Source organism: Pseudomonas sp. OV226, from assembly GCF_003148705.1.
GTDB lineage: Bacteria > Pseudomonadota > Gammaproteobacteria > Pseudomonadales > Pseudomonadaceae > Aquipseudomonas.
The window spans coordinates 190240-215670 of the sequence record NZ_QGGS01000004.1; the positions used below are offsets into that span (position 1 = coordinate 190240).

At 59.5% G+C, this 25431-nt stretch carries 23 protein-coding genes and 1 riboswitch; of the genes, 13 read left to right on the forward strand and 10 right to left on the reverse strand.

Features of this window, described 5'->3' with window-relative positions; genetic code table 11:
* Positions 1-101: 101 nt before the first annotated feature.
* A complete protein-coding gene (gene tkt, locus C7534_RS09400) occupies positions 102-2099 on the reverse strand; it encodes a transketolase (RefSeq protein WP_077431127.1) in 1998 nt (665 codons plus the stop codon).
* 39 nt (positions 2100-2138) lie between these two features.
* Between tkt and C7534_RS32300 the strand changes: the two genes are divergently transcribed.
* The 5 genes from C7534_RS32300 to C7534_RS09420 all read left to right on the forward strand — a co-directional run bounded on the left by C7534_RS32300 (position 2139) and on the right by C7534_RS09420 (position 6893).
* Positions 2139-2360 (forward strand): hypothetical protein, encoded by a 222-nt coding sequence (locus C7534_RS32300; RefSeq protein ID WP_146206163.1) that lies wholly within the window; start codon positions 2139-2141, stop codon positions 2358-2360.
* Positions 2361-2372: 12 nt separating this feature from the next.
* Positions 2373-3368, forward strand: a complete 996-nt coding sequence (locus C7534_RS09405) for an ArsR/SmtB family transcription factor (RefSeq protein ID WP_046029803.1) — start codon at positions 2373-2375, stop codon at positions 3366-3368.
* A gap of 18 nt (positions 3369-3386) precedes the next feature.
* On the forward strand, positions 3387-4577 hold the full coding sequence (gene metK / locus C7534_RS09410; protein ID WP_046029802.1) for a methionine adenosyltransferase: 1191 nt from the start codon (positions 3387-3389) through the stop codon (positions 4575-4577).
* A 148-nt stretch (positions 4578-4725) separates the two neighbouring features.
* On the forward strand, positions 4726-6399 hold the full coding sequence (gene ligB / locus C7534_RS09415) for an NAD-dependent DNA ligase LigB (protein ID WP_109785604.1): 1674 nt from the start codon (positions 4726-4728) through the stop codon (positions 6397-6399).
* Between the two features lie 98 nt (positions 6400-6497).
* The gene (locus C7534_RS09420) at positions 6498-6893 is read left to right on the forward strand and encodes a DUF1090 domain-containing protein (RefSeq protein WP_109785605.1); all 396 of its coding nucleotides are present in this window, start codon (positions 6498-6500) and stop codon (positions 6891-6893) included.
* Positions 6894-6952: 59 nt separating this feature from the next.
* On the opposite strand, the gene C7534_RS09425 is transcribed toward C7534_RS09420, so the two are convergent.
* Positions 6953-7402, reverse strand: a complete 450-nt coding sequence (locus tag C7534_RS09425; RefSeq protein ID WP_077431124.1) for a c-type cytochrome — start codon at positions 7400-7402, stop codon at positions 6953-6955.
* A 128-nt stretch (positions 7403-7530) separates the two neighbouring features.
* Here C7534_RS09425 and mltA point away from each other — a divergent pair, with 128 nt between their 5' ends.
* The gene (gene mltA / locus C7534_RS09430; protein WP_109785606.1) at positions 7531-8715 is read left to right on the forward strand and encodes a murein transglycosylase A; all 1185 of its coding nucleotides are present in this window, start codon (positions 7531-7533) and stop codon (positions 8713-8715) included.
* Between the two features lie 145 nt (positions 8716-8860).
* On the opposite strand, the gene C7534_RS09435 is transcribed toward mltA, so the two are convergent.
* Complete coding sequence (locus C7534_RS09435) at positions 8861-9244, reverse strand: MAPEG family protein (protein ID WP_046029797.1); 384 nt, start codon at positions 9242-9244, stop codon at positions 8861-8863.
* Between the two features lie 39 nt (positions 9245-9283).
* Positions 9284-10117: an EamA family transporter gene (locus tag C7534_RS09440; protein ID WP_046029796.1), complete on the reverse strand. Its 834-nt coding sequence runs from the start codon at positions 10115-10117 to the stop codon at positions 9284-9286.
* 218 nt (positions 10118-10335) lie between these two features.
* Between C7534_RS09440 and C7534_RS09445 the strand changes: the two genes are divergently transcribed.
* On the forward strand, positions 10336-11505 hold the full coding sequence (locus tag C7534_RS09445; protein ID WP_109785607.1) for an MFS transporter: 1170 nt from the start codon (positions 10336-10338) through the stop codon (positions 11503-11505).
* Between the two features lie 115 nt (positions 11506-11620).
* On the opposite strand, the gene C7534_RS09450 is transcribed toward C7534_RS09445, so the two are convergent.
* Together C7534_RS09450 and C7534_RS09455 are read right to left on the reverse strand one after the other, a co-directional pair.
* Positions 11621-12505, reverse strand: a complete 885-nt coding sequence (locus C7534_RS09450; protein ID WP_109785608.1) for a formate/nitrite transporter family protein — start codon at positions 12503-12505, stop codon at positions 11621-11623.
* Between the two features lie 168 nt (positions 12506-12673).
* Positions 12674-13072: an acyl-CoA thioesterase gene (locus C7534_RS09455; protein WP_046029793.1), complete on the reverse strand. Its 399-nt coding sequence runs from the start codon at positions 13070-13072 to the stop codon at positions 12674-12676.
* Between the two features lie 198 nt (positions 13073-13270).
* Positions 13271-13373, forward strand: a riboswitch (S-adenosyl-L-homocysteine riboswitch).
* A gap of 23 nt (positions 13374-13396) precedes the next feature.
* Between C7534_RS09455 and ahcY the strand changes: the two genes are divergently transcribed.
* The 4 genes from ahcY to C7534_RS09475 all read left to right on the forward strand — a co-directional run bounded on the left by ahcY (position 13397) and on the right by C7534_RS09475 (position 18881).
* Positions 13397-14806, forward strand: a complete 1410-nt coding sequence (ahcY, locus tag C7534_RS09460) for an adenosylhomocysteinase (protein WP_109785609.1) — start codon at positions 13397-13399, stop codon at positions 14804-14806.
* Positions 14807-14995: 189 nt separating this feature from the next.
* The gene (gene metF, locus C7534_RS09465) at positions 14996-15841 is read left to right on the forward strand and encodes a methylenetetrahydrofolate reductase [NAD(P)H] (protein WP_109785610.1); all 846 of its coding nucleotides are present in this window, start codon (positions 14996-14998) and stop codon (positions 15839-15841) included.
* 124 nt (positions 15842-15965) lie between these two features.
* Positions 15966-16781 (forward strand): substrate-binding periplasmic protein, encoded by an 816-nt coding sequence (locus tag C7534_RS09470; protein WP_109785611.1) that lies wholly within the window; start codon positions 15966-15968, stop codon positions 16779-16781.
* 222 nt (positions 16782-17003) lie between these two features.
* Positions 17004-18881: a DEAD/DEAH box helicase gene (locus tag C7534_RS09475; protein WP_077431122.1), complete on the forward strand. Its 1878-nt coding sequence runs from the start codon at positions 17004-17006 to the stop codon at positions 18879-18881.
* A gap of 167 nt (positions 18882-19048) precedes the next feature.
* On the opposite strand, the gene C7534_RS09480 is transcribed toward C7534_RS09475, so the two are convergent.
* The 3 genes from C7534_RS09480 to C7534_RS09490 all read right to left on the reverse strand — a co-directional run bounded on the left by C7534_RS09480 (position 19049) and on the right by C7534_RS09490 (position 22230).
* A complete protein-coding gene (locus C7534_RS09480; protein ID WP_046029788.1) occupies positions 19049-19633 on the reverse strand; it encodes a YceI family protein in 585 nt (194 codons plus the stop codon).
* Between the two features lie 31 nt (positions 19634-19664).
* A complete protein-coding gene (locus C7534_RS09485; protein ID WP_046029787.1) occupies positions 19665-20216 on the reverse strand; it encodes a cytochrome b in 552 nt (183 codons plus the stop codon).
* A gap of 262 nt (positions 20217-20478) precedes the next feature.
* Positions 20479-22230 carry a flavin monoamine oxidase family protein gene (locus C7534_RS09490; RefSeq protein WP_109785612.1) on the reverse strand — a complete coding sequence of 584 codons (1752 nt, stop codon included), beginning with the start codon at positions 22228-22230 and terminating at the stop codon, positions 20479-20481.
* A 221-nt stretch (positions 22231-22451) separates the two neighbouring features.
* Here C7534_RS09490 and C7534_RS09495 point away from each other — a divergent pair, with 221 nt between their 5' ends.
* A complete protein-coding gene (locus C7534_RS09495) occupies positions 22452-23858 on the forward strand; it encodes an adenosylmethionine--8-amino-7-oxononanoate transaminase (RefSeq protein WP_109785613.1) in 1407 nt (468 codons plus the stop codon).
* Positions 23859-23992: 134 nt separating this feature from the next.
* A complete protein-coding gene (locus tag C7534_RS09505) occupies positions 23993-24712 on the forward strand; it encodes a 16S rRNA (uracil(1498)-N(3))-methyltransferase (protein WP_046029784.1) in 720 nt (239 codons plus the stop codon).
* 85 nt (positions 24713-24797) lie between these two features.
* Here C7534_RS09505 and trhA read toward each other — a convergent pair whose 3' ends face one another.
* Entirely contained in the window at positions 24798-25415 is a 618-nt protein-coding gene (gene trhA / locus C7534_RS09510; RefSeq protein ID WP_046029783.1) for a PAQR family membrane homeostasis protein TrhA, read from the reverse strand.
* Between the last annotated feature and the right edge of the window lie 16 nt (positions 25416-25431).

Here is a 25431-nt window from a genome sequence, read left to right on the forward strand (position 1 = left end):
AGACCGCTATCGCAGGCAAGCCCGGCTCCTACAAGTCAACGTGATCTGTAGGAGCCGGGCTTGCCCGCGATGGCGTCAGCCCAGACGACACATTTTCTGGATCAGTCTTCCAGCAACTCTTCAGCCTGACCCAGGATGTTTTCCAGGGTGAAGCCGAACTCTTCGAACAAGGCAGGCGCAGGCGCCGACTCGCCGTAGGTGGTCATGCCGATCACGCGACCTTCCAGGCCCACGTACTTGAACCAGAAGTCCGCATGGGCGGCTTCGATGGCGATACGGGCGCTGACCTGCAACGGCAGGACCGCTTGCTTGTAGCCGGCGTCCTGGGCATCGAACACGCTGGTGCAAGGCATGGAAACCACGCGCACCTTGCGGCCTTGCTCAGTCAGTTTGTCGAAGGCCTGAACCGCCAGGCCCACTTCGGAACCGGTGGCGATCAGGATCAGCTCAGGCTCGCCTGCGCAGTCCTTCAGCACATAACCACCACGGCTGATGTCGGCGATCTGGCCGGCGTCACGGGTTTGGTGCTGCAGGTTCTGACGCGAGAAGATCAAGGCCGAAGGACCGTCTTTACGCTCCAGCGCGAACTTCCAGCACACCGCCGCTTCAACGGCGTCAGCCGGACGCCAGGTGTCCAGGTTCGGCGTGCTGCGCAGGCTGGTCAGTTGCTCGATTGGCTGGTGAGTCGGGCCGTCTTCGCCCAGACCGATGGAGTCGTGGGTGTAGACATGGATCACACGCTGCTTCATCAGGGCCGACATGCGCACTGCGTTGCGAGCGTATTCCATGAACATCAGGAAGGTCGCGCCGTAAGGCACCAGGCCGCCGTGCAGGGCAACGCCGTTCATGATGGCAGTCATGCCGAACTCGCGAACGCCGTAGTACATGTAGTTGCCGCTGGCGTCTTCGGCGGTGACGCCTTTGCAACCTTTCCACAGGGTCAGGTTGGAACCGGCCAGGTCAGCCGAGCCGCCGAGGAATTCCGGCAACATCGGGCCGTAGGCATTCAGCGCGTTCTGGCTGGCTTTACGGCTGGCGATGGTTTCGCCTTTGGCCGCCACTTCGGCGATGTAGGCTGCGGCTTTTTCGCTGAAGTCGGCTGGCAGGTCACCGCTCAGACGACGGATCAGTTCGTTGGCTTCGGTAGGGAACGCGGCGGAGTAAGCAGCGAAACGCTGATCCCACTCGGCTTCGACCGCTTTACCGGCTTCCTTGGCGTCCCACTCGGCGTAGATGTCGGCCGGGATTTCGAACGGACCGTGGTTCCACTTCAGAGCCGCGCGGGTCAGGGCGATTTCCGCGTCACCCAGTGGGGCGCCGTGGCAGTCTTCCTTGCCTTGCTTGTTCGGCGAACCGAAACCGATGGTGGTCTTGCAGCAGATCAGGGTTGGCTGCGTGCTTTTGCGTGCAGTCTCGATCGCGGTCTTGATTTCTTCAGGGTCGTGACCGTCGACGTTGCGGATCACCTGCCAGTTGTAGGCTTCGAAACGCTTCGGCGTGTCGTCGGTGAACCAGCCTTCGACTTCGCCGTCGATGGAAATGCCATTGTCATCATAGAAGGCGATCAGCTTGCCCAGGCCCAAGGTACCGGCCAGGGAAGCGACTTCGTGGGAAATGCCTTCCATCATGCAGCCATCACCCAGGAAAACGTAGGTGTGGTGATCGACGATGTTGTGGCCCGGACGGTTGAATTGTGCGGCCATGACTTTTTCAGCCAGGGCAAAACCGATGGCGTTGGCCAGGCCTTGGCCCAGTGGACCGGTGGTGGTTTCAACGCCTGGGGTGTAGCCGAGTTCCGGGTGACCCGGGGTGCGGCTGTGCAGTTGGCGGAATTGTTTCAGATCGTCGATCGACAGGTCGTAGCCAGTCAGGTGCAGCAGCGAGTAGATCAACATCGAGCCATGGCCGTTGGACAGCACGAAGCGGTCACGGTCGGCGAACGATGGATTGCTCGGGTTGTGCTTGAGGTAGTCACGCCACAGCACTTCGGCGATATCCGCCATACCCATAGGGGCACCCGGATGGCCGCTGTTGGCTTTTTGCACGGCATCCATGCTGAGGGCACGAATGGCGTTGGCACGCTCACGACGGCTTGGCATCGCTGATCTCCTGCGGATATTGAATCGAGAGTGAATAAAATGAATCGGAAAAAAGGCGAGCATTTTCCCTCACCCGGACGCCTCGGGGCAATGACAGATAGTCATCTGGAGGCGTTTTTCCAATGGATTACCAAGGTTTCGGCTGATGAAACCTTTCTGCTATTCGTTTGTAGAGTGAATGGCAAGCCTGGAAGTGCCATCTATCGAGCAATATCAAAACTTTTTGATATTGCTCTTGCAGTGATTTCTACCCGTCACTAGACTGCTGGCCTTATGAATTTACGCGTGCCTTCCATTCAACATGACGATTGCGACGAGCTGGCGGCCCTCTGCAAGGCTGGCGGCGACCCTCTGCGTCTGAATGTATTACGCGCACTGGCCAACGATTCGTTCGGCGTACTGGAGCTGGCGCAGATCTTCGGCATCGGCCAGTCCGGCATGAGTCACCATCTCAAGGTATTGGCCCAGGCCGACCTGGTGGCGACCCGCCGTGAAGGCAACGCGATTTTCTACCGTCGCGCCCTGCCCCACACCGACCTGCTAGGCGGCAAGCTGCACGCTGCCTTGCTGGAAGAAGTAGACAACCTGACCCTGCCTGCCGATGTGCAGTCGCGGATCGGTCAGGTGCATGGGCAACGAGCGGCGGCCAGCCAGGACTTTTTCTCACGGGTGGCGGAGAAATTCCGTGCCCAGCAAGACTTGATCGCCGGCCTGCCGCAGTACCGCGAAAGCGTGGTGGCATTGCTCGACAAGTTGAGTTTCAGCAAAGATGCCACGGCCATTGAAGTCGGCCCGGGTGACGGCGAATTTCTGCCGGAACTGGCACGTCGCTTCACGCAGGTCACGGCGCTGGACAACAGCCCGGCGATGCTCGAACTGACGCGCCAGGTATGCGAGCGTGAAAAGCTGGCTAACGTCAGCCTGCAATTGGCCGATGCATTGAACGGTGTCAGCCTTCATGCCGATTGCGTTGTACTGAACATGGTATTGCACCATTTCGCCGCGCCGGCCGAAGCGCTCAAGCACATGGCCGACTTGCTGCAACCGGGCGGTAGCCTGCTCGTGACAGAGTTATGTAGCCACAATCAGAGTTGGGCCAGGGAGGCCTGCGGTGATCTCTGGTTGGGGTTTGAACAGGACGATTTGGCCCGTTGGGCCACCGCTGCGGGACTCGTTCCCGGGGAAAGCCTCTATGTAGGCTTACGTAATGGTTTCCAGATCCAGGTTCGCCACTTTCAGCGACCGACTGGCGACACTCACCATCGGTAAATTCAGGAAAACATCGAGATGAGCGAATACTCCCTCTTCACCTCCGAGTCCGTGTCTGAAGGACATCCGGACAAAATCGCCGACCAGATTTCCGATGCGGTGCTGGACGCCATCATTGCTGAAGACAAGTTCGCCCGTGTGGCGTGCGAGACTCTGGTAAAAACCGGCGTTGCCATCATCGCCGGCGAAGTCACCACGTCGGCTTGGGTCGATCTGGAAGAAATCGTGCGTAACGTCATTCTGGACATCGGCTACAACAGCTCCGATGTCGGCTTCGACGGCGCCACTTGCGGTGTGATGAACATCATCGGCAAGCAGTCCCCAGACATCAACCAAGGTGTTGACCGTGCCAAGCCTGAAGATCAGGGTGCCGGCGACCAAGGCCTGATGTTCGGCTACGCCAGCAACGAAACCGACGTGCTGATGCCAGCACCGATCACGTTCTCGCATCAACTGGTTCAGCGCCAGGCCGAAGCCCGTAAATCCGGCCTGCTGCCATGGCTGCGCCCGGACGCCAAGTCGCAAGTGACTTGCCGTTACGAAGGCGGCAAGGTTGTTGGTATCGACGCCGTTGTTCTGTCGACCCAGCACAACCCGGAAGTGTCGTACAAAGACCTGCGCGAAGGCGTGATGGAGCTGATCGTCAAGCACGTACTGCCTGCCGAACTGCTGACCAAGGACACCCAGTTCCACATCAACCCGACTGGCCAGTTCATCATCGGTGGCCCGGTTGGCGACTGCGGCCTGACCGGTCGCAAGATCATCGTCGACAGCTACGGCGGCATGGCTCGCCATGGTGGCGGCGCGTTCTCCGGTAAAGATCCATCGAAGGTTGACCGTTCGGCCGCTTACGCAGGTCGTTACGTAGCCAAGAACATCGTCGCTGCCGGCCTGGCCGAGCGCTGCGAGATTCAGGTTTCCTACGCGATCGGTGTTGCCCAGCCTACGTCGATCTCGTTGAACACCTTCGGCACCGGCAAGATCAGCGACGACAAAATCGTCAAACTGGTTCGCGAAGTGTTCGACCTGCGTCCATACGCAATCACCACCATGCTCGACCTGCTGCACCCGATGTACCAGGAAACCGCGGCGTACGGCCACTTCGGTCGCACCCCGGCCACCAAGACCGTGGGCGAAGACACCTTCACCACGTTCACCTGGGAAAAAACCGACCGCGCCGACGACCTGCGTCAGGCAGCCGGCCTGTAAGACTTCCCCGGCGGTACCAAAAGCCCTGCACGGTTCGCCGTGCGGGGCTTTTTATTGCCCGTCGACACACGCCGAAAAACTCCCGGCCGCCTCGATTCTTAAATCCGTCCTAGCCTTCCAGAACTTCATTTGAGCAAGGACGCTCACGATGCTTCTGCGCCTGTTTTCCGCTTTTTTTCTGACGCTGATTTGCCTGCCTTCAAACGCAGCCGACTGCCCTGACTGGCCTGCCGCCCGCGCGTTCGACGAAATTGCCGCCCTGCAAAAACAGATCGACTTGTGGGACGACCACTATCACCGGGGCGGGCGCTCTCTGGTTGCCGACGAAATCTATGATCAGTCCCGCGCACAACTGATCGCATGGCGTGAGTGTTTTGACGTGGGTCTGGCTCCCGAACCGTTGCGCACTGCGGGTGGAAAGTTAGCCCACCCCATCGCCCACACGGGTCTGGACAAACTGCGCGATGGCCGAGCTGTTGAACACTGGCTGCGTGATCGCGAGGGCATCTGGATACAACCCAAGGTCGACGGTGTCGCCGTGACGCTGACCTATCGCAATGGCCTGTTGTATCAGGCGATAAGCCGGGGCGACGGCATCCACGGGCAGGACTGGACTTCTTCGGCGCGACAGGTTCCCGGCATCCCCCGACAACTTGCACAACCGCTGGACGTGCAGGTGCAAGGCGAACTTTATTGGCACCTGACTGACCATGTACAAGCGAAGGCCGGCAGCCTCAATGCCCGCTCCATGGTGGCCGGCTTGATGGCTCGCAAGGCACTCGACCCGAAGCACGCCGACAACATCAGGCTGTTTGTCTGGGACTGGCCACAAGGCCCGGCCACTGTGCCCGAACGTATCGCGGCGCTGGAGGATTTGGGCTTCCCGAGCATGGCACCCTACAGCCAGCCGGTTCGGACCTTGGCCGATGCCGAACACTGGCGCGATCGCTGGTATCGCTCGCCCCTGCCGTTTGCCAGCGATGGCGTTGTCTTGCGGCAAAATCAGCGCCCCTCGGCTGAACGCTGGCAGGCTAAATCACCCTACTGGGCCGTCGCCTGGAAATACCCTTTTGCCCAGGCGCTGGCCGAGGTGCGAAAAGTCGAATTCAAGATCGGTCGTACCGGACGAATCACCCCCGTACTGCACCTCAAACCGGTGACGCTGGATGACCGGCAGATCAAACGCGTGAGCGTCAGCTCCCTGCGGCGCTGGGCAGAGCTGGACATCCTCCCCGGCGACCAGGTGTCCATCAGCCTCGCCGGGCTGACCATTCCCAGGCTCGACAGCGTTGTGCTGCGCAGCACCGAACGCCCTCAACTGAATGTTCCGCAGGCTGCCGCCTTCCATCATTTGAGTTGCTGGGAGCCGACACCGGGATGCGAAAGTCAATTTCTCGCGCGACTGACCTGGCTCAGTGGCAAGCGGGGCCTGGCCTTACCCCACGTCGGCGCCGGCACCTGGGAGAAACTTTTCGAAACAGGCCATCTCAACGGCCTGCTGGATTGGTTGACCCTCGATGCCCGGGAGCTTGCTAACATTGATGGCTTCGGCGAACGCAGCAGCGCTCGCCTGATAGACAGTTTCAACAGTGCGCGGCAACGCCCGTTCGCTCGCTGGCTTAAAGCCTTGGGGTTGCCGCCGACCGGCCAGGCAAAGCTTGCCGACTCATGGCAGGAACTGGCGAATCGAAACACCGAACAATGGCAGGCTGAAGCCGGTATCGGCCCGGGACGTGCGACCCAATTGAGCGCGTTTTTCCGCGATCCGCAGGTCCTGGCCTTGAGTGAAACATTACGTATTGCCGGCATTGACGGTTTTTAAAGACCGGTAACGCCCGGCAGCCCGGGAACCCCCGGGTGTCGATGCGCTCCAACGCCCATCGCCACACCGACCCGCTTGTCTTTGCACATGGAGCTTTTATGAAATTTCTTTCACCGCTCGTCCTGCTGACCTTTTGCAGCGTGATGGCCGCTCCACTGATAGCTGCTGAAGAAGCACCGGAACTGACCGGCTGCGCGGCCAAGAAACAGGGCATCATCAATCAGATCGAACTGGCCAAGTCACACGGCAATGCCGACCAGCAGGCCGGCCTGGAGACTGCCTTGCGCGAGGTCACCGAACACTGCACTGACGCCTCGCTGAAGAAAGAACGGGAAAACAAAGTCCTCGACGCCAAGCGCGAAGTCAGCAAGCGTCAGGCCGATCTCGACAAAGCCATGAAGAACGGCGACCCCGACAAAATCAACAAACGCAAAGACAAACTCGCCGAGGCCCGCAAGGAATTGCAGGACGCCCTCGATGAGCTGGACAAGTAAGGATCAGTTCAGGACTGATCGTTCCCACGCACCGCGTGGGAACGATCAACAAGCGAGAATCAATGATCCCGAAACTGTTTATGACAGGCACTACAGGCATCCTCGACTTTCTGCACCGCCGGCCCCAGGTTGCTGGCCTTGTAGGGCTGGACCTGGCTGGCAATCACCAACTCACCGGTGGCGGCTTCAAGGTCGCGGGACATTTCCTGAAAACGTGCCTGCTGCTGCCAGACATTGTCCTTGGCGCTGGTGTGATCTTCTTCGCGCACCTGTGGAAAATGCTTCCACGGCTCGCGGGACAGCGCATCGAGCTTCACGGCGCCGTCGGCGAATTTTTGGCCATCAAATGGAATGCGCCCACGCAACATACCGCCCAGGTCCTCGCCGGTCTTGAGCATTTGCTTGAAGATCGCCTTGCGTTGACCCAGCGGAGAATTCGGGTCGACGCCGCCGCAGGCGGACAACGTCAGACAGGCCAGCAATACAACAGAAAGTCTTTTAAGAGTCATGGTGGCTACAGGTCACGGGAAACGGCGGCCAGTATCCTCGCGTCATCGGAAAAGACCAATAGCCCTATTATCAATATGGGTTGTTTGAGCGCATGGAGCACTCAGGCAACCGGCAAAGGAATTACTCCATGAACAGCCGTTTCAAGGCATGGCGTCGCCCCCTCGCGTGGGCTCTCCCAATGGTGGCCGTGCTCGCCGGCTGCACCGGCGGCGATAACAACAAGCCGAAAACCCACGCACTGGCTACCTATTCCGGTGCTACCTGGGAAGCATTGCCAGCAGTGTCCGACAGCGACCTGATCGCCGGGTTCGGCTCGTGGCGTAGCGCGTGCAACCGACTCAAGGCCGACCCGGTCTGGGGTTCAACCTGCGCGGCGTCCACCAATGTGCCGCAAACCGCCGCCGACATCCGCGGCTTCCTGAAACAGAATCTGGATGTCTATGGCCTGCGCGCCGCCAATGACAACCCCAATGGTTTGATCACGGGCTACTACGAACCGGTCTACCCGGGCAGCCTGACCCAGACCACCAGCGCAAACATCCCGGTGTACGGCGTGCCCGACGACATGATCATTGTCTCGCTGGACAGCATCTACCCGGAGCTCAAAGGCAAACGCCTGCGCGGTCGACTTGAAGGACGAGTGCTCAAGCCTTACGACGATGCGGCAACGATTGGGACCAAAGGGGCCAAGGCACCCGTCGTTGCCTGGCTGACCGATCCGATGAACCTGCAATTCCTGCAAATCCAGGGATCGGGGCGTATTCAGCTCGATGACGGGCGCCAGCTGCGCATCGCTTACGCCGACCAGAACGGCCATCCGTATCGGCCCATCGGGCGCTGGCTGGTGGAGCAAGGTGAACTGAAGAAAGAAGACGTGACCATGGGCGCGATCAGCACCTGGGCCAAAGCCAACCCGACTCGTATTCCCGAACTGCTCGCCAGCAACCCCAGCTATGTGTTTTTCACTCGTAACCCGGACAGCAACGAAGGGCCTCGCGGTTCATTGAATGTGCCGTTGACGGCGGGGTATAGCGCGGCGGTGGACCGTAAAGTGATTCCGCTGGGCAGCCTGTTGTGGCTATCCACCACGAAACCGGACGGCACTGCGCTGGTTCGCCCGGTGGCGGCTCAGGATACCGGCGGCGCAATTGCCGGCGAGGTTCGTGCGGACCTGTTCTGGGGCACAGGTGAAACGGCCGGACAATTGGCCGGCGACATGAAACAGCAGGGGCAGATCTGGATGTTGTGGCCTAAAGGTGCGCCGTTGCCACAAGTGCCTCAGGTGGCCGATGCGACCGACGCTAAACCTTGAATTCTGCCGCGACAGTTAGATTGCTTTCGCGAGCAGGCTCGCTCCCACAGTTGATCTTCAGTGAATACAAATTTTGTGTTTCACCACAGATCCTGTGGGAGCGGGCTTGCCCGCGAAGGGGCCAGCGCAATCGCCGAGGTTGCTGTCAGACCGACACCACAAAGAAACTGACAATCAACCCCATCCCGACAAACCACACCAACGACCGCAAAGTCGCCCAGTCGGCCAAATAGCAAATGATGTACAGCAACCGGCTAGTGATGAACAACACCGACAGCACGTTGATCGTCACCAGCTCGGCATTGCCCGCTAGGTGAGCCACGATCACCGCAGCCGCAAATGCCGGGGTCACTTCAAAACTGTTCAGTTGCGCGGCATGCGCACGTCTGCCCAACCCCTCCAGCGAATCAAGAAAATCCCGGGGGTCATGGTTATCTTTCAGCCTGTACCCGCCACTGATCTTGGCGACACCCGTGCAGATATACGGCAGGAAAATCGCGATCAAAATGCACCACAGTGCAACCGTCATAGAGCAATCCTTTTTCAGTTTTAGACATTCGGGTTTCGATTAAAACTTCATCACCAATATGCCAATCATCACCAGCCCACAGGCAAGGAGTCGCGGTCGACCAAAAGGTTCTTTCAGGTAACGCATGCCAAACAGCACCACCAGAATTACGCTGATCTCACGCAACGCCGCCGCTTCGGCAATCGAACCCAGCTGCATAGCCCACAGCACCAGAGCGTAGCTGAACAACACACAGAACCCGACCGCCAACCCCAGTCGCCATTGTTCACGCCAGAACAACTTGAATGCCGGGCGCTTGCGCACCAACGCCAGCAAGGGGAATGGCCAGGCACTGAGCAACGTGACCCAGACCAGATAATCCAGAGGATGAGACCAGCGCCGCAACGCCTGGCCGTCGATGTAGGTATAGCAACCGATGCACAAGCCGATCAGTGCCACCACGGGTAGCATCGACCACGGCAATCGCGCGCCGCCACCACCCTGCCACAGCAGGCACGCCATACCGAACGGGATCAGCAGAATTCCAAAGATCTGCTGGTTCGTCAGCACTTCCCCGGCAAAAATCAGCGTTAAGGTCAGCACCACCAGCGGCGACAAGCCACGCATCAGCGGGTACACCAGGCCAAGGTCACCGACCCGATATGCCTGGATCAGCAGGTAACGGTAAAGCAACTCGAACGCCGCCGACGCCAGAATCCACGGCCAGATGTCGATGGGCGGCACGTTCAAGAACGGCACCATCACCGCGACAAACAACAGTGCCACGCTGTCCATGCAGGCCACTACCAACAAGCGCTCCGCACTGAATTTGATCAGGGTATTCCACGCCGCGTGCAACAGCGCCGCCACCAACACCAGAGCCGTCGCAAGCACGGCACACTCCTTTATTTGTTTTTGTTCCCTGCGGGAAGCGCCCAGATAATTGATACGTCATATATCAGCTGCTGTTTATACTGCAAGCGACCACGCCGCACTCAGTTGCACACAGACTAATTCCAATAATGACTGTCCATGCCCGCTCTCTCCGAGATCGGTCGTCGGGCTGCGTATGCCTGATCACAGCGTCAAGACTACCGACAGAGACCTTGCGCATGCCACTCGCCTTGCTTGCCCTCGCTGTTGCCGCGTTCGGCATCGGCACCACTGAATTCGTCATCATGGGCCTGTTGCCCGATGTCGCTCGCGACCTCGCCGTCAGCATCCCGCACGCGGGCCTGCTGATCACCGGCTACGCCCTGGGCGTCGTGTTCGGCGCGCCGATCCTGGCGGTCGGCACCGCCAACATGCCGCGCAAGGCGACATTGTTGGGGATGACGCTGATGTTCATTCTGGGCAACGTCTTGTGCGCGCTCGCGCCGGACTACGCCACGTTGATGGCGGCTCGCGTGGTCACGGCCCTATGCCACGGTGCGTTCTTCGGCATCGGTTCGGTGGTCGCGGCCGGCCTGGTCGCACCAAACAAGCGGGCACAGGCCATTGCGATGATGTTCACCGGCCTGACGCTGGCCAACGTACTGGGCGTGCCATTGGGCACCGCGCTTGGGCAATACGCCGGTTGGCGCTCGACTTTCTGGGCGGTCTCGGTGATTGGTGTGATTGCCGCCATCGCGCAATGGCTCTGGTTGCCGAAACACATCGCCATGGACAAGGCCAATCTCGCCAGCGAGTTCAAGGTGCTGGGCAAGATCAATGTGTTGTTGGCGCTGGGCATGAGCGTGCTGGCGTCGGCCAGCCTGTTCAGCGTGTTCACCTACATCGCGCCGATCCTGCAAGACATCACCGGCGTCAGCCCGCATGGCGTGACCATCATGTTGCTGCTGTTCGGCGTAGGTTTGACGGCGGGCAGCATGCTTGGCGGTCGATTGGCGGACAGCCGTTTACTGCCCTCGCTGGTGGGCATGGCACTGGCTGTGCTGGTGGTGCTGGCGGCGTTCACGCAGACCAGTCACTCGGTCATCCCGGCGGCGATCACGCTGGTGTTGTGGGGGATTTTTGCTTTCGCCCTGTGCCCGATCCTGCAACTGCTGATTATCGATCAGGCGCACGAAGCGCCCAACCTCGGCTCGACGCTGAACCAAAGCGCATTCAACCTCGGCAATGCGACCGGCGCGTGGATTGGCGGACTGGTGGTCGCCAGTGGCGCCGATCTGGCGGACTTGCCATGGACCGGCGCGCTGGTCAGCGGTTTGACGGTGCTGACAGCGTTGTTCTTTATTTACCTGCAGCGTCGTAGTGCGGCTGCGGTCAATGTCTTAGGCTGAATAGCTGCATCGCCCATGACATTGCTATCGCGAGCAGGCTCACTCCTACATGGACCGCGCCCTTCCCTGTAGGAGTGAGCCTGCTCGCGATGAAGTTGACGCGATGCACCTGTCTTTACTCCTCTTCGCGTTTGCGTGAATCCGGCGCCTGATCCGCATCCTTCTTCGGTGGCCCGCTCTCGCTACGGATCTGCGCATGGCTGATCAGGGCAAAGATAAAGCTGCCGCCGATGATATTTCCCGCCAGCGTCGGCCCGGCGAACACCAGCCAGAAATCCTTCCACGGCAACTCGCCGGCAAACACCAGGTAAGACACCTCGGCCGACCCGACGACGATGTGGGTGAAGTCTCCCAGCGCCATGAAATAGGTGATGAGGATGATGATCCACAGCTTCGCGCTTTCCATGGACGGAATCATCCAGACCATAGTGGCGATCATCCAGCCGGAGACAATGCCCTTGGCGAACATTTGGCCGGTGTGGTTTTCCATGACCTTGCGCCCGATTTCAAGGAAGGCCAGGTCGGTTTTACTGTCGAAAATCGGCAAATGCAGCATCACATACGCCACCAACAACGTGCCGCACAGATTACCCACCAGCACCACCGTCCACAGCCGCAGCAGTCGGCCGACGTTAACCAGTGTCGGTTTGGTCATCACCGGTAGCACGGCGGTCAGGGTGTTTTCGGTGAACAGTTGCTGACGGGCGAGAATCACGGCAAGAAAGCCGGCGCAATAGCCGAAGCTCGCAATCACCTTGAAACCTTCTCCGTCCGGCAGGCGCGAGTTGAGCAAACCCATGCCCATCAACGACAGGCCCATGGTCAACCCCGCTGCCAGCGCCGACCACCACAGCGCAGCAATGCTGCGCTCCAGTTCCTGGTCGCCTTGGGTACGGATGATTTCATGCAGTACCGCCGCACGAGGTGGCTGGTTCTTTTCGACTTCGTGCTCTTCTTCAGCCGAAAGGTTCGGGGTCTTGCCGTCTTTTGGGGTATCCATAGCATTCCTGAACCAGTGGCGTGTCATGAAGGTACGACACGCGTGGTTCGGAGCTGTTCAGTGTTCGGAAAAACGAAACCACGCCTGTAGGAGCACGGCTTGCCCGCGATGGGTTCAGCCCGGTGGCGGCGGTGATGCGAAAGACGTCATCGCGAGCGAGCTCGGCTCCTACTCGACGTCATCCTGAAACTGGTCTTTGACGTATTTGATCTCGGTGCGGCCATGCGGCGCCGGCAAGCCGTCTTCGCCCAAGTTGACGAACACCATCTTTTCCACGGTGAGGATGCTTTTTCGGGTGATCTTGTTGCGCACTTCACAAGTCAGGGTGATCGAGGTGCGACCGAACTCGGTGGCGGTGATGCCCAATTCGATGATGTCGCCCTGGCGCGAGGCGCTGACGAAGTTGATTTCGGAAATGTACTTGGTGACAACGCGCTGGTTGCCCAGTTGAACGATGGCATAGATCGCCGCTTCTTCGTCGATCCAGCGCAACAGGCTACCGCCGAACAGCGTGCCGTTGGGGTTGAGGTCTTCAGGTTTTACCCATTTGCGGGTGTGGAAATTCATATTCACTCCTGAGCGTCTTGCCAAATGATGGGAGGCATCATGGCAGAGCCCGACCTAGAGCTCTATTACGCATAGACTATGGTCTCGATTACCGTTCAGACATTGACCAACAGAAACGCTTTGGAAGTATCGCTCACACGGCTATAATCGCCACCGTTTCAAAACGGTAACGATTCATTGATACCGTTTTCCCGCCACCTGTCCGAGGGGCGCTGCAGCAGGCTCGACCTGTCAGGCTCGGATGGGGCGTTGCTTGACCGTTATCGGTCAGACACTAAACGCACAACGGCGCCCATTCGCATACATTACGAATGGAGGCTCTTCATGAGCGCTGTCAACACGCCTGCAGATTTCAACGATTACAAAGTTGCCGACATGTCCCTGGCTGCCTGGGGCCGTCGCGAAACCATCATCGCCGAATCCGAAATGCCTGCCCTGATGGGTCTGCGCCGTAAATACGCTGGTGAGCAGCCGCTCAAAGGCGCAAAAATCCTCGGCTGCATCCACATGACCATTCAGACTGCCGTGCTGATCGAAACCCTGGTTGCCCTGGGTGCCGAAGTACGTTGGTCGTCCTGCAACATTTTCTCGACTCAAGACCAGGCCGCTGCCGCTATCGCTGCTGCGGGCATCGCGGTTTTCGCCTGGAAAGGCGAGACTGAAGAAGAGTACGAGTGGTGCCTGGAGCAAACCATCCTCAAAGATGGCACGCCTTGGGATGCCAACATGATCCTCGACGACGGCGGCGACCTGACCGAGCTGCTGCACAAGAAATACCCGGCGATCCTCGACCGCGTCCACGGCGTGACCGAAGAAACCACCACCGGCGTTCACCGCCTGCTGGACATGCTGGCCAAGGGCGAGCTGAAAATCCCGGCCATCAACGTCAACGACTCGGTGACCAAGAGCAAGAACGACAACAAGTACGGCTGCCGTCACAGCCTGAACGACGCGATCAAGCGCGGTACCGACCACCTGTTGTCCGGCAAGCAAGCGCTGGTCATCGGTTACGGTGACGTGGGCAAGGGCTCTGCTCAGTCCCTGCGTCAGGAAGGCATGATCGTTAAAGTGTCCGAGGTCGACCCGATCTGCGCCATGCAAGCTTGCATGGACGGTTTCGAACTGGTTTCGCCGTTCATCGACGGTATCAACAACGGTACCGAAGCGAGCATCGACAAAGCGCTGCTGGGCAAGATCGACCTGATCGTGACCACCACCGGCAACGTCAATGTTTGCGACTCGAACATGCTCAAAGCCCTGAAGAAGCGCGCCGTAGTCTGCAACATCGGTCACTTCGACAACGAAATCGACACCGCTTTCATGCGCAAGAACTGGGCGTGGGAAGAAGTGAAGCCACAGGTTCACAAAATCCACCGCACCGGCCCGGGCGCGTTCGACGCCCAGAACGATGACTACCTGATCCTGCTGGCCGAAGGCCGTCTGGTTAACCTGGGTAACGCTACCGGTCACCCAAGCCGCATCATGGACGGTTCGTTCGCCAACCAGGTTCTGGCTCAGATCTTCCTGTTCGGCCAGAAATACGCCGACCTGTCGCCAGCCCAGAAAGCCGAGCGCCTGACTGTTGAAGTGCTGCCGAAGAAGCTCGACGAAGAAGTGGCCCTGGAAATGGTCCGCGGTTTCGGCGGTGTTGTGACTCAACTGACCAAGACCCAGGCCGACTACATCGGCGTGACCGTCGAAGGTCCGTTCAAGCCGCACGCTTACCGCTACTAAGAGCAACTGCAAGTTGTGAGCTTCAAGCGGCAAGCAAAGGCCAAAAGCCGAGCTTGCCGCGCGAAGCCCGCCGCTTTGCCCCAATTTGCCAAAACAGTGTCAGGCAGCAAGTTCCAGGCACAAGAGACGAGCGCACCTCCGCTTCTCTTGCAGCTTGTGGTTTGCGGTTTGTAGCTGGAGGTTTCCTCCATGTCCCAAGATCGTCGCTACAGCTTCGAGTTCTTCCCTACGAAGACCGATGCTGGGCATGAAAAGCTGATCGCCACTGCTCGTCAGCTGGCCACCTACAACCCCGATTTCTTCTCCTGCACCTATGGCGCTGGCGGTTCGACTCGTGATCGCACCCTCAACACCGTGTTGCAGCTCGAAAGCGAAGTCAAAGTTCCTGCCGCACCGCATCTGTCTTGCGTAGGCGACAGCAAGGACGACTTGCGCGGCCTGCTGGCCCAATACAAGGCCGCCGGCATCAAGCGTATCGTTGCCCTGCGCGGTGACCTGCCTTCGGGCATGGGCATGGCCAGCGGTGAAATGCGCCACGCCAATGACCTGGTCGAGTTCATTCGTGAAGAAACCGGCGATTATTTCCACATCGAAGTCGCCGCCTACCCGGAAATGCACCCGCAAGCGCGCAATTTCGAAGACGACATCGCAAACTTCGTGCGCAAGGCTAACGCCGGTGCCGACAGTGCGATCACCCAGTACTTCTTCAACGCCGACAGCTACTTCTATTTTGTCGAGCGTGTACGGGCGATGGGCGTGAACATCCCGATCGTGCCGGGGATCATGCCGATCACCAACTACAGCAAACTGGCGCGCTTCTCTGACGCCTGCGGTGCGGAAATCCCGCGCTGGATCCGCAAACAGCTGGAAGCCTACGGCGACGACACCCAAAGCATTCAAGGCTTTGGTGAACAAGTCATCACCGAGATGTGCGAACGCCTGCTGCAAGGTGGCGCACCCGGCCTGCACTTCTACACACTGAACCAGGCTGAAGCGAGTCTGGCGGTGTGGAACAACCTGAAGTTGCCGCGCTGAAACAGTGCAACATCATGAAAAGGCTCTGGAGAAATCCAGGGCCTTTTTTATGGGATTTACTTTGTGCCAGAGCTTTCGGATCCAGTTTCTGGCTCTTTATGGTTTCTCGTCGTAATCTCACGCCATGCCCCTGATTTCGCGATTTCTGACAGTTCTGCTTTTTACTTGCCTGAGCTTTGCCGCCCAAGGCGAGAAGCTGCGCATTGTCACCGAACCGTGGGCGCCTTATGTCTATGAGGAAAATGGCAAATTCCTGGGGCTGGATTACGAAACCACAGCCATCGTCTTCAAACGCCTGGGGATCGAAGTTGACTGGCAGTTCCTGCCGTGGAAACGCTGCCTGTCGATGCTTGAAACCGGTCAGGCCGATGGCGCGCTGGACATTTTCCACAGTGCCGAACGTGACGCGACCCTGCTCTATCCCGTTGAACCGCTCTCGGAAGTCGAGTTCGTGATGTTCTACGCCAATGAGCGGCCCCACCCGTTTCGCACCTTGAGCGATCTGAAAGGCCTGACCATCGGCACCTCACCGGGCTACCTCTACAGCAAGGATTTCAGCGACTCGCCGCTGTTCATCCGTGAACCGGCGCCCACCCATGAAGCTAATTTCGGCAAGCTGGTACGGGGGAGGATCGACCTGCTGATCACTGATCGCCGGGTCGGCCAGCATTTGCTCGATGAATTGGGCATTCGCGACAGGATCACCGAAAATCCGACCGTCATCAGCCACCAGAGTCAGTTTCTGGCGGTACGTCGCAATGCCGGCATGGATTTGCTGGTGCAGCGTTTCGGCGCCGAACTCAAGCGCTTCAAGCGCGAGCCCGCCTACGCGGAACTGAGCGCCCGATACGGGGCGCAACCCGGTGCCGCCCTTAACACCGACACCGCCAACGCGAACCCTATAAAAACCGTTGAGCAGCAGGAAAGCGGCGCGCAGTGATTGCTCTGTTATACTCCGGCGTTCCCGCCAGGCTCACGCCCGGACGCTCGGACTTGTTCAAGGCATCTCGACCCCGCTACAGCGCAGCTTTCGGCCCGCGCGAGCACTCCAGACGAGCTTTTGAGTTCCAGCAGGACCGGACGGGATTGCGTTCCTCTTAAACGCTATTCGCGCCAGGCAAGACTCCCATTGGGCCAAGCCCTAACTAAAACAGGATTACTCATGTCCTTTGCTTCCCTCGGTCTCTCCGAGGCTTTAGTCCGCGCCATCGAGGCAGCGGGCTATACCGAGCCTACTCCGGTGCAACAGCGGGCTATTCCCGCCGTGTTGCAAGGTCGCGACCTGATGGTCGCGGCTCAGACAGGTACTGGTAAAACCGGCGGCTTCGCCCTTCCGATTCTGGAGCGGTTGTTCCCCAACGGTCACCCGGACAAATCCCAGCGTCACGGCCCGCGCCAACCGCGCGTACTGGTCCTGACCCCGACTCGCGAACTCGCGGCTCAAGTACACGAGAGCTTCAAGCTCTATGCCCGTGACCTGAAGTTCGTCAGCGCCTGCATCTTCGGCGGCGTCGGCATGAACCCGCAGGTTCAGGCCATGTCTCGCGGTGTTGACGTGCTGGTGGCCTGCCCTGGCCGCTTGCTCGACCTCGCCGGCCAAGGCAGCGTCGATTTGTCCCACGTGGAAATCCTCGTGCTGGACGAAGCCGACCGCATGCTCGACATGGGCTTTGTCCATGACGTGAAGAAGGTTTTGGCCCGCCTGCCGGCCAAACGGCAGAACCTGCTGTTCTCGGCGACGTTCTCCAAGGACATCACCGACCTCGCCGGCAAGCTGCTGCACAACCCGGAACGCATTGAAGTCACGCCGCCGAACACCACGGTCGAGCGTATCGAACAGCGTGTGTTCCGCCTGGCTGCCAGCCACAAGCGCTCGTTGCTGGCCCACCTGATCACCAATGGCGCCTGGGAACAGGTGCTGGTGTTCACCCGCACCAAGCACGGCGCCAACCGCCTGGCCGAGTACCTGGACAAACACGGCCTCAGCGCTGTCGCGATCCACGGTAACAAGAGCCAGAACGCTCGCACCAAAGCCCTGGCCGACTTCAAGGCCGGTGAAGTGCGCATTCTGGTAGCCACCGACATCGCGGCGCGTGGCCTGGACATCGACCAGTTGCCCCACGTGGTCAACTTCGAACTGCCGAACGTCGACGAAGACTACGTTCACCGCATTGGCCGTACTGGCCGTGCCGGTCGTTCGGGCGAAGCGATTTCGCTGGTCGCGCCCGACGAAGAGAAATTGCTCAAAAGCATCGAGCGCATGACCAAGCAGAAAATCGCCGACGGCGACCTGATGGGCTTCGACTCCAGCGCTGTAGAAGCCGAGAAACCTGAAGTCCGTGAGCGTCCGGATGTGCGTAACCCGCGCAACCCACGTGGCCCGCGCGGCGACGGCCCGAACGGCACCGGCGGTGGTGGCGGTCGTAAAGACAAGGGCAAGGACAAGGGCGGCAAGGAAAAACCTGCCGCCACGGCCCGCGGTGATCGCCCGGCACGTGAACACAAGCCACGCGAAGGCACCCCGGCGCGCGAACAACAGCGTCCGGCGCCACGCGCTGCCTCGGCTGACCGTGCCCCAGACGAGTTCCTGGACGACGATATCGATAACTTTGGTAACCGCGTCGATTACGTTCCTCAAGCCAAACCGGCTCAGGGTCGTGGCCGCCGTCCGGGTGCTCCGGCACAGGGTTCGGCCGCTGGCGCAGCTGCTCCGCGTACCGGCGGCAAGCCTCAGGGTCGCCAAAGCGGTCCGCGCAGCAGCGACGGCGCCACCACCGGCACGCCGCCAGCCAAGCGCAGCGGTCCACGCAGCGGCGCTCCACGTGACGGTCAGGCCCGTCGTGAAGAAGGTCGCAACCGTCGTCCCGCTCGTGACGATCAGCCGCGTTCGGAACCGGCCGTGCAGAACCCGCGCGGTCCAGCGCCGAAGATCATTCACAAGGAGTCGAAAACCGATCGTTTCCCGACTCCTGAGCAACTTGATCAACTGCCAGGCCGTCCGCGTGGCGAAAAACCAGCATTGCTGACCCGCAACCGCTAAGTTTTTCCTGCCATAAAAAAATGCCCCTGATCTCGCGATCAGGGGCATTTTTTATGCACTAACGTAAACCTGTAGGAGCAAGGCTTGCCCGCGATGGGTTCACCTCGGTTTTGCAGGTGTTGCCAATTGCGCTATCGCGAGCAAGCTCGGCTCCTACGGTCTCAGCATTACTTCGCTTTCACACCTTCAAAGGTCACGTACATCTCAACCGCATCGGACGATGGGCCCAAGTCTTTTTGCTTGCCGAAATCGGAACGCTTGAGGCTGAAAGTACCCTCAAAGCCTGCACGGTAGCCGCCCCATGGATCCTTGCCTTCACCCAGGAAAGTAGCCTTGACCACGATTGGCTTGGTCACACCGAGGATTGTCAGATCACCAGCCACGTCAGCAGTGTCTTTGCCAGCGGCGTTTTTACCGGTGGATTTTACGCTGGTGGAAACAAACGTGGCTTTGCTGGCGTTCAGGAAGTCTTTGCTGGAGATGTGCTTGTCACGCTCGGCATTGTTGGTGAAAACGCTCGCAGTGTTGACGTTGAACTCGATCTTGCTGTCTTCCGGCTTGGCAGCATCGAAGCTGAACTTGCCGTCGATGTCCTTGAAAGTGCCGGTGATGAAGCTGTAACCCAGGTGACTGATCTTGAAGTCAACGAAGGCGTGCTGGCCTTCTTTGTCGACGGTGTAGTCAGCTGCCATCACGTTAGCGGACAGCAGGGCGGAACCGATTGCCAAAGCGGCGAGCGTCTTTTTCAACATGTCTTGTATTCCTTGGGGGGTAAGTTGAACTTCAGGCCTTGCGGCCCAGCATTCGTTTGAGGGTCACATCACGGTCGATAAAGTGGTGTTTCAATGCTGCCAACGCATGGAGACCGGAAAAAATCACCAGCGCCCACGCCAGGTAGAGATGAATCGCACCCGCGTTATCTGCCTGGTCCGGTAGTCCGGAAACCAGTGCAGGCACTTCAAACCAGTCAAACACCGGAATCCCGACACCCTCTGCGGTGGAAATCAGGTAACCGGCAATCATCACAGCGAACAGACAGAGATACAGAAAAGCATGCCCGAACATGGCGCCGAGGCGCGTCATGCGGCTGTAGCTGGTCAGCGTTGGCGGCGGTGGGCTGATGAAGCGCCACAACACACGCAACACCATGACACCCAGCAGGATCAGACCGATGCTCTTGTGCAGATCCGGTCCTGCCTTGCGCCAAGGGTCGTAGTAGCCGAGATCGACCATCCACAGACCCAGACCGAACAAACCGAACACTGCCAGCGCTACACCCCAGTGCATGAAGATGCTGACCCAGCCGTAGCGAGAGATAGAGTTTCGTAGTTGCATTGCCAAGTCCCTGTAAGTTCTGGCCCAAGACTATCGAGTTATCTATCGAATTAAAGCCGAAAATTTCGCTTTGAAATATCGAGAAATACGATCAAGAGCTTGAAATAGGCGTGTTAAGGAAAGATTAAAGACCAATGTGTGAGAAAAAATGAAGTCCAACTAAAGAACACCTGCCCCCCGGTGTTTATTCGACTCAGGGCCTTGGTTTTCTACAGGCATAAAAAAACGCGACATTGCTGCCGCGTTTTTTTTATCCCGACGCTTACTGCGTCTTGGCATCCGCTACCGGAGTCGTAGCGGGCTTGGCCGCTGGCTTCTTCGCGGTCTCTGCTTTCTTCGCCGGAGCCTTTTTGGTTTCGGGTTTGGCTGCCGGTTTCTTCGCCGGAGCTTTGGCCGGCGCCTTTTTGGCGGGTTCGGCTTTCACGGGTGTTGCAGGCTTCGGTGCTTCAACCGGTGCCGGTGCAACGACCGGTGCTGGGGTCGGTGCTGGTGGAGCGACAAGTTCAGGCGCCTTGACCGGCTCTGGCTTCTTGTCGTCATCCGAACCGCCGAACAGGTTGCTGAAGAAGTTGCCTTTCTTCGCCGCCACGGCGCCGGCCGCCGCCGCAGTTGCTGCCGGGCCCACTTTAGCCGGTTCAAACGACTTGCCCGCCGCCAGGTCTTCTACCTGACTGGCTGCGCGCTGGCCAGTGCGCAATGCGCCTTCCAGAGTGCCCGGGTACAAGGTGTCGGTGTGTTCGCCTGCGAAGGCTACACGCTGAATCGGACGTTCCCACAGACGCCAGAACTTGCTGATCTGGCCTGGACCGAAGGCCAGGTAGGCACCGCCAGTCGATGGGTCGGTGCTGTAGCGACGGATTTCATAACCGGTGAACGAACCACGCGCTTGTGGATAGAACGTGTGCAGACGGATCAACACCTGATCGACCATCTGTTTGTCGCCGAACGCCTGCATCACCCGCGCGTTGTCGCCGGACAGGTTAATCACTACGTTGGCGCCGCCCTTCAAGGCAGGCTCGATCCACAGCATGCCCAGCCCGGTGTTGCTGAAGACTTCGCCGGACATGCGCGCCTTGGGTTCCCACACAGGCGTCTTGAACTTGAGCATGATCTGGTCACGCCAACCGTAGTTGGTGCCTTTGATCGCACCCAGGTGCTGGGCGTCCAGCGCCGGGGTCATCTGGATCTTGTTCAGCGCGCGCAGCGGCACGGCCAGTACCACGTAGTCAGCCTGATACCCGACGTTGTCGACTTTGACGGTGACGCCGTCCTTGTCCTGAATGATTGCCGAGACCGGGGAGTTGGTCTTGATGGTTTTCAGTTGCTTGACGAACGCCTGGGCCAGCACCGGGCTGCCGCCGACCAATCGCGAAGCGCGCAGGTCACGATCGGAAATGCCACGGTAGACACGGCTTTGCTGTGCGAAGTACAGCAGAGACAGACGCGAAGGTTCGTCGTAGCGGCTACGAATCTGCTGGTTGATCAACTGACGCGCAGTGGCCGGCAGGTTCTGCTTGTCGAGCCAGTTGGACACGGTGATCGAATCCAGCGATTGCAGCGTGTTGGTAGCGAGCGGGTTCAGCGGGTCGTCAATCGAGCGCGCCAGATCGTCCAGGGTCTTTTCGTAGCGCTTGATCGCGTCGGCGGTGGCCGGTTGCTTGGTCGTCAGATCAGCGGCCGAGAAGTACTCGCCATCGATCAGGTAGCTTGGGGTGCGCACGAATTCAGGGGCCGGCGTGGTGCTCAGCTTGAAGGTCGACACGTACTTGTTCAGCACCGGCTGGGCCTTGTCGTTGCCGATCCACTCGCTGGTGGCCATCCCGGAGCGACCGCCCAGGCTCGATTTGGCTTCCAGCAACGTGACCTGCCAGCCTTTGTTCTGCAGTTCGTAAGCCGCGGTCAGGCCGGACAGCCCGCCGCCGATCACGATCGCGGTTTTATCCTTGGCCAGCGCAGACACGCTGAACAGCCCCAACATCACCAGCGCACAGGCGCGTAGCCAACCGACAGACATTCAGCGAACTCCGGAAATCATGAGAAAAATGCAGTTTTACGAGTCAGTCGACTCCAAGAACCGCGAAGGATACGTCAGGCTTGGGACGCCCGCCAGCAACGTCTATCGGCCTATACAAAGTAGCTCAATCGACACAATGGGTTGTCCCGGCGCGACGCATTGCATAGGCTTGCGCGATTGTTTACCCGCCTACGTCACGGGTAGCCTCCAGGAGACAGAAAATGGGCCTGAATAAACAGTGGATGGAACGCGATCTCGCGGTGTTGTGGCATCCCTGCACCCAAATGAAAGACCACGAACAACTGCCGCTGATCCCGATCAAGCGCGGTGAAGGCGTGTGGCTGGAAGACTTCGAAGGCAAGCGCTACCTCGACGCTGTCAGCTCCTGGTGGGTCAACGTGTTTGGCCATGCCAATCCGCGCATCAACCAGCGCATCAAGGACCAGGTCGATCAACTGGAGCATGTGATCCTCGCCGGCTTCAGCCATCAACCGGTGATCGAGTTGTCCGAGCGCCTGGTGAAGATGACGCCGGAAGGCCTGACCCGGTGCTTCTACGCCGATAACGGTTCGTCCTGCATCGAAGTCGCGCTGAAAATGAGCTTTCACTACTGGCTCAATCGCGGCCAGCCGAACAAGAAGCGCTTCGTCACCCTGACCAACAGCTACCATGGCGAAACCATGGCGGCGATGTCGGTGGGCGACGTGCCGCTGTTCACCGAAACCTACAAGGCCCTGCTGCTGGACACCATCAAAGTGCCGAGCCCCGATTGCTACCTGCGCCCGGAAGGCATGAGCTGGGAAGAACATTCGCGCAACATGTTCGCGGCCATGGAACAGACCCTGGCAGAGAATCATGACACTGTCGCGGCAGTCATCGTCGAGCCGCTGATTCAGGGCGCTGGTGGCATGCGCATGTACCACCCGGTGTACCTCAAACTGCTGCGCGACGCCTGCGACCGCTATGGCGTGCACTTGATCCACGATGAGATCGCCGTCGGCTTCGGCCGCACCGGCACAATGTTCGCCTGCGAACAGGCGGGCATCCGCCCCGATTTCCTGTGCCTGTCCAAGGCCCTGACTGGCGGTTACCTGCCGCTGGCGGCCTGCGTGACGACCGAAGACGTCTACAGCGCCTTCTACGACGACTACCCGACCCTGCGCGCCTTCCTGCACTCGCACAGCTACACCGGCAATCCGCTGGCGTGCGCGGCAGCCCTGGCAACGCTGGACATCTTCGAAGAAGACAACGTCATCGAGAACAACAAGGCCCTGGCGCAGCGCATGGCCTCCTCCACCGCGCATCTCGTCGACCATCCGAACGTCTCGGAAGTGCGCCAGACCGGCATGGTGCTGGCCATCGAAATGGTCAAGGACAAGGCTACGAAAGAAGCTTACCCGTGGCAGGAACGTCGCGGCTTGAAGGTGTTCCAGCATGCATTGGAACGGGGTGCTTTACTTCGTCCGTTGGGCAGCGTGGTGTATTTCCTGCCGCCGTACGTGATTACACCGGAGCAAATCGACTTTCTGGCGGAAGTCGCCAGCGAAGGCATCGACATCGCCACGCGCAACAGCGTCAGCGTGGCGGTGCCGAAGGACTTCCACCCCGGCTTTCGCGATCCGGGCTGATTGAACGACGCTCGTTCCCATGCTCCGCGTGGGAATGCAGCCGGGGACGTTCTGCGTCCCAAAAGCGGACGCGGAGCGTCCGGTGAGGCATTCCCACGCAGAGCGTGGGAACGATCAAATTAAAGAGAACCCGCATGAGACTGTCCCGCTTCTTTATCGACGCCCCCCTGAGCACCGGCGAGCATGAGTTGCCCGAAGCCCAGGCCCATTACATCAGCCGCGTGCTGCGCATGGCCGAGGGTGATGCGTTGCAGCTGTTCGACGGCTCGGGCCATGAGTTTCGCGCCACGCTGGTAGAAGTCGGCAAGAAGCGCGTGGTGGTGCAGATCGACGAAAGCTTCGCCGGCCAGGTTGAATCGCCGCTGGCGATCCATCTGGGCCAGGGCTTGTCCCGTGGCGAGCGCATGGACTGGGCCATCCAGAAAGCGACAGAACTGGGCGTGACCGAAATCACCCCGATCTTCAGCGATCGCTGCGAAGTCCGCCTTAAAGACGAGCGCGCCGACAAGCGCCTGATGCACTGGCGCCAAGTGGCGATCAGTGCGTGCGAGCAATGTGGACGGTCGCGGGTGCCGGTGATTCATCCGCCGGTGTTGTTGGCGGATTGGCTGAAGCAGACAGACGCCGAGTTGAAACTGGTCCTGCACCCGGTGGCTGAGCCGTTGGTGAGTCATGCGAAGCCTGCGACGCTGGCGTTTCTGATCGGCCCGGAAGGCGGGTTGTCCGACGCTGAAGTCGATCAGGCTAAGTCGGCCGGGTTCCATGCCGCCCGCCTCGGTCCTCGGGTGTTGCGCACTGAGACCGCGCCGGTGGTTGCGTTAGCTGTGGCTCAACAGCTTTGGGGTGATTTCTAGGGCCCTTTTGCGAGCAGGCTCGCTCCTACATTGAAATGCATTTCAATGTAGGAGCGAGCCTGCTCGCGAATGGCCACGACGCGGTCTAAAGGACATAAAAGAAAATCGCCACAAAGTGCAGCAAGCTCCCGGCAATCACAAACAAATGCCAGATCCCATGGGCATGCCGCAGCCGATGATCGAGGGCGAAAAAGATAATCCCCACGGTGTACAACACCCCGCCCGCCGCCAGCCAGGCAAACCCCGCACTGCCCAACGCCGCGAGCAATGGTTTGACCGCCACCAGCACGATCCAGCCCATCACCGCGTAGATCACGATCGACAGAATCCGCGCTTCCGACCGCGGTTTTATCTCTTGCAGGATGCCGATCAGCGCCAGCCCCCAGACAATCCCGAACAACGTCCAGCCCCACGGCCCGCGCAGGGTCACCAGGCAGAACGGTGTGTAGCTGCCGGCAATCAGCAAATAGATCGAAAAGTGATCGACCTTCTGCATGATCGCTTTCTTGCGCCCGCGCACGCTGTGATAAACAGTCGAGGCGCTGTACAGCACCAACAAAGTGAAACCGTAAATCGCCACGCTGACGATTTTCCATGGGCTGCCGTCCATGCTGGCGATCACCAGCATCCACACCACACCAACCGTTGCCGCCACCGCCCCGACCAAATGCGTCCAGGCGTTCAATCGTTCCCCGTGGTACATGCGTTGCTCACCTCAA

Coding starts and splice junctions, on each gene's coding strand:
- tkt (WP_077431127.1), bottom strand. CDS start 2,099: ATGCCAAGCCGTCGTGAGCGTGCCAACGCCATTCGTGCCCTCAGCATG.
- C7534_RS32300 (WP_146206163.1), top strand. CDS start 2,139: ATGAATCGGAAAAAAGGCGAGCATTTTCCCTCACCCGGACGCCTCGGG.
- C7534_RS09405 (WP_046029803.1), top strand. CDS start 2,373: ATGAATTTACGCGTGCCTTCCATTCAACATGACGATTGCGACGAGCTG.
- metK (WP_046029802.1), top strand. CDS start 3,387: ATGAGCGAATACTCCCTCTTCACCTCCGAGTCCGTGTCTGAAGGACAT.
- ligB (WP_109785604.1), top strand. CDS start 4,726: ATGCTTCTGCGCCTGTTTTCCGCTTTTTTTCTGACGCTGATTTGCCTG.
- C7534_RS09420 (WP_109785605.1), top strand. CDS start 6,498: ATGAAATTTCTTTCACCGCTCGTCCTGCTGACCTTTTGCAGCGTGATG.
- C7534_RS09425 (WP_077431124.1), bottom strand. CDS start 7,402: ATGACTCTTAAAAGACTTTCTGTTGTATTGCTGGCCTGTCTGACGTTG.
- mltA (WP_109785606.1), top strand. CDS start 7,531: ATGAACAGCCGTTTCAAGGCATGGCGTCGCCCCCTCGCGTGGGCTCTC.
- C7534_RS09435 (WP_046029797.1), bottom strand. CDS start 9,244: ATGACGGTTGCACTGTGGTGCATTTTGATCGCGATTTTCCTGCCGTAT.
- C7534_RS09445 (WP_109785607.1), top strand. CDS start 10,336: ATGCCACTCGCCTTGCTTGCCCTCGCTGTTGCCGCGTTCGGCATCGGC.
- C7534_RS09450 (WP_109785608.1), bottom strand. CDS start 12,505: ATGGATACCCCAAAAGACGGCAAGACCCCGAACCTTTCGGCTGAAGAA.
- C7534_RS09455 (WP_046029793.1), bottom strand. CDS start 13,072: ATGAATTTCCACACCCGCAAATGGGTAAAACCTGAAGACCTCAACCCC.
- ahcY (WP_109785609.1), top strand. CDS start 13,397: ATGAGCGCTGTCAACACGCCTGCAGATTTCAACGATTACAAAGTTGCC.
- metF (WP_109785610.1), top strand. CDS start 14,996: ATGTCCCAAGATCGTCGCTACAGCTTCGAGTTCTTCCCTACGAAGACC.
- C7534_RS09470 (WP_109785611.1), top strand. CDS start 15,966: ATGCCCCTGATTTCGCGATTTCTGACAGTTCTGCTTTTTACTTGCCTG.
- C7534_RS09475 (WP_077431122.1), top strand. CDS start 17,004: ATGTCCTTTGCTTCCCTCGGTCTCTCCGAGGCTTTAGTCCGCGCCATC.
- C7534_RS09480 (WP_046029788.1), bottom strand. CDS start 19,633: ATGTTGAAAAAGACGCTCGCCGCTTTGGCAATCGGTTCCGCCCTGCTG.
- C7534_RS09485 (WP_046029787.1), bottom strand. CDS start 20,216: ATGCAACTACGAAACTCTATCTCTCGCTACGGCTGGGTCAGCATCTTC.
- C7534_RS09490 (WP_109785612.1), bottom strand. CDS start 22,230: ATGTCTGTCGGTTGGCTACGCGCCTGTGCGCTGGTGATGTTGGGGCTG.
- C7534_RS09495 (WP_109785613.1), top strand. CDS start 22,452: ATGGGCCTGAATAAACAGTGGATGGAACGCGATCTCGCGGTGTTGTGG.
- C7534_RS09505 (WP_046029784.1), top strand. CDS start 23,993: ATGAGACTGTCCCGCTTCTTTATCGACGCCCCCCTGAGCACCGGCGAG.
- trhA (WP_046029783.1), bottom strand. CDS start 25,415: ATGTACCACGGGGAACGATTGAACGCCTGGACGCATTTGGTCGGGGCG.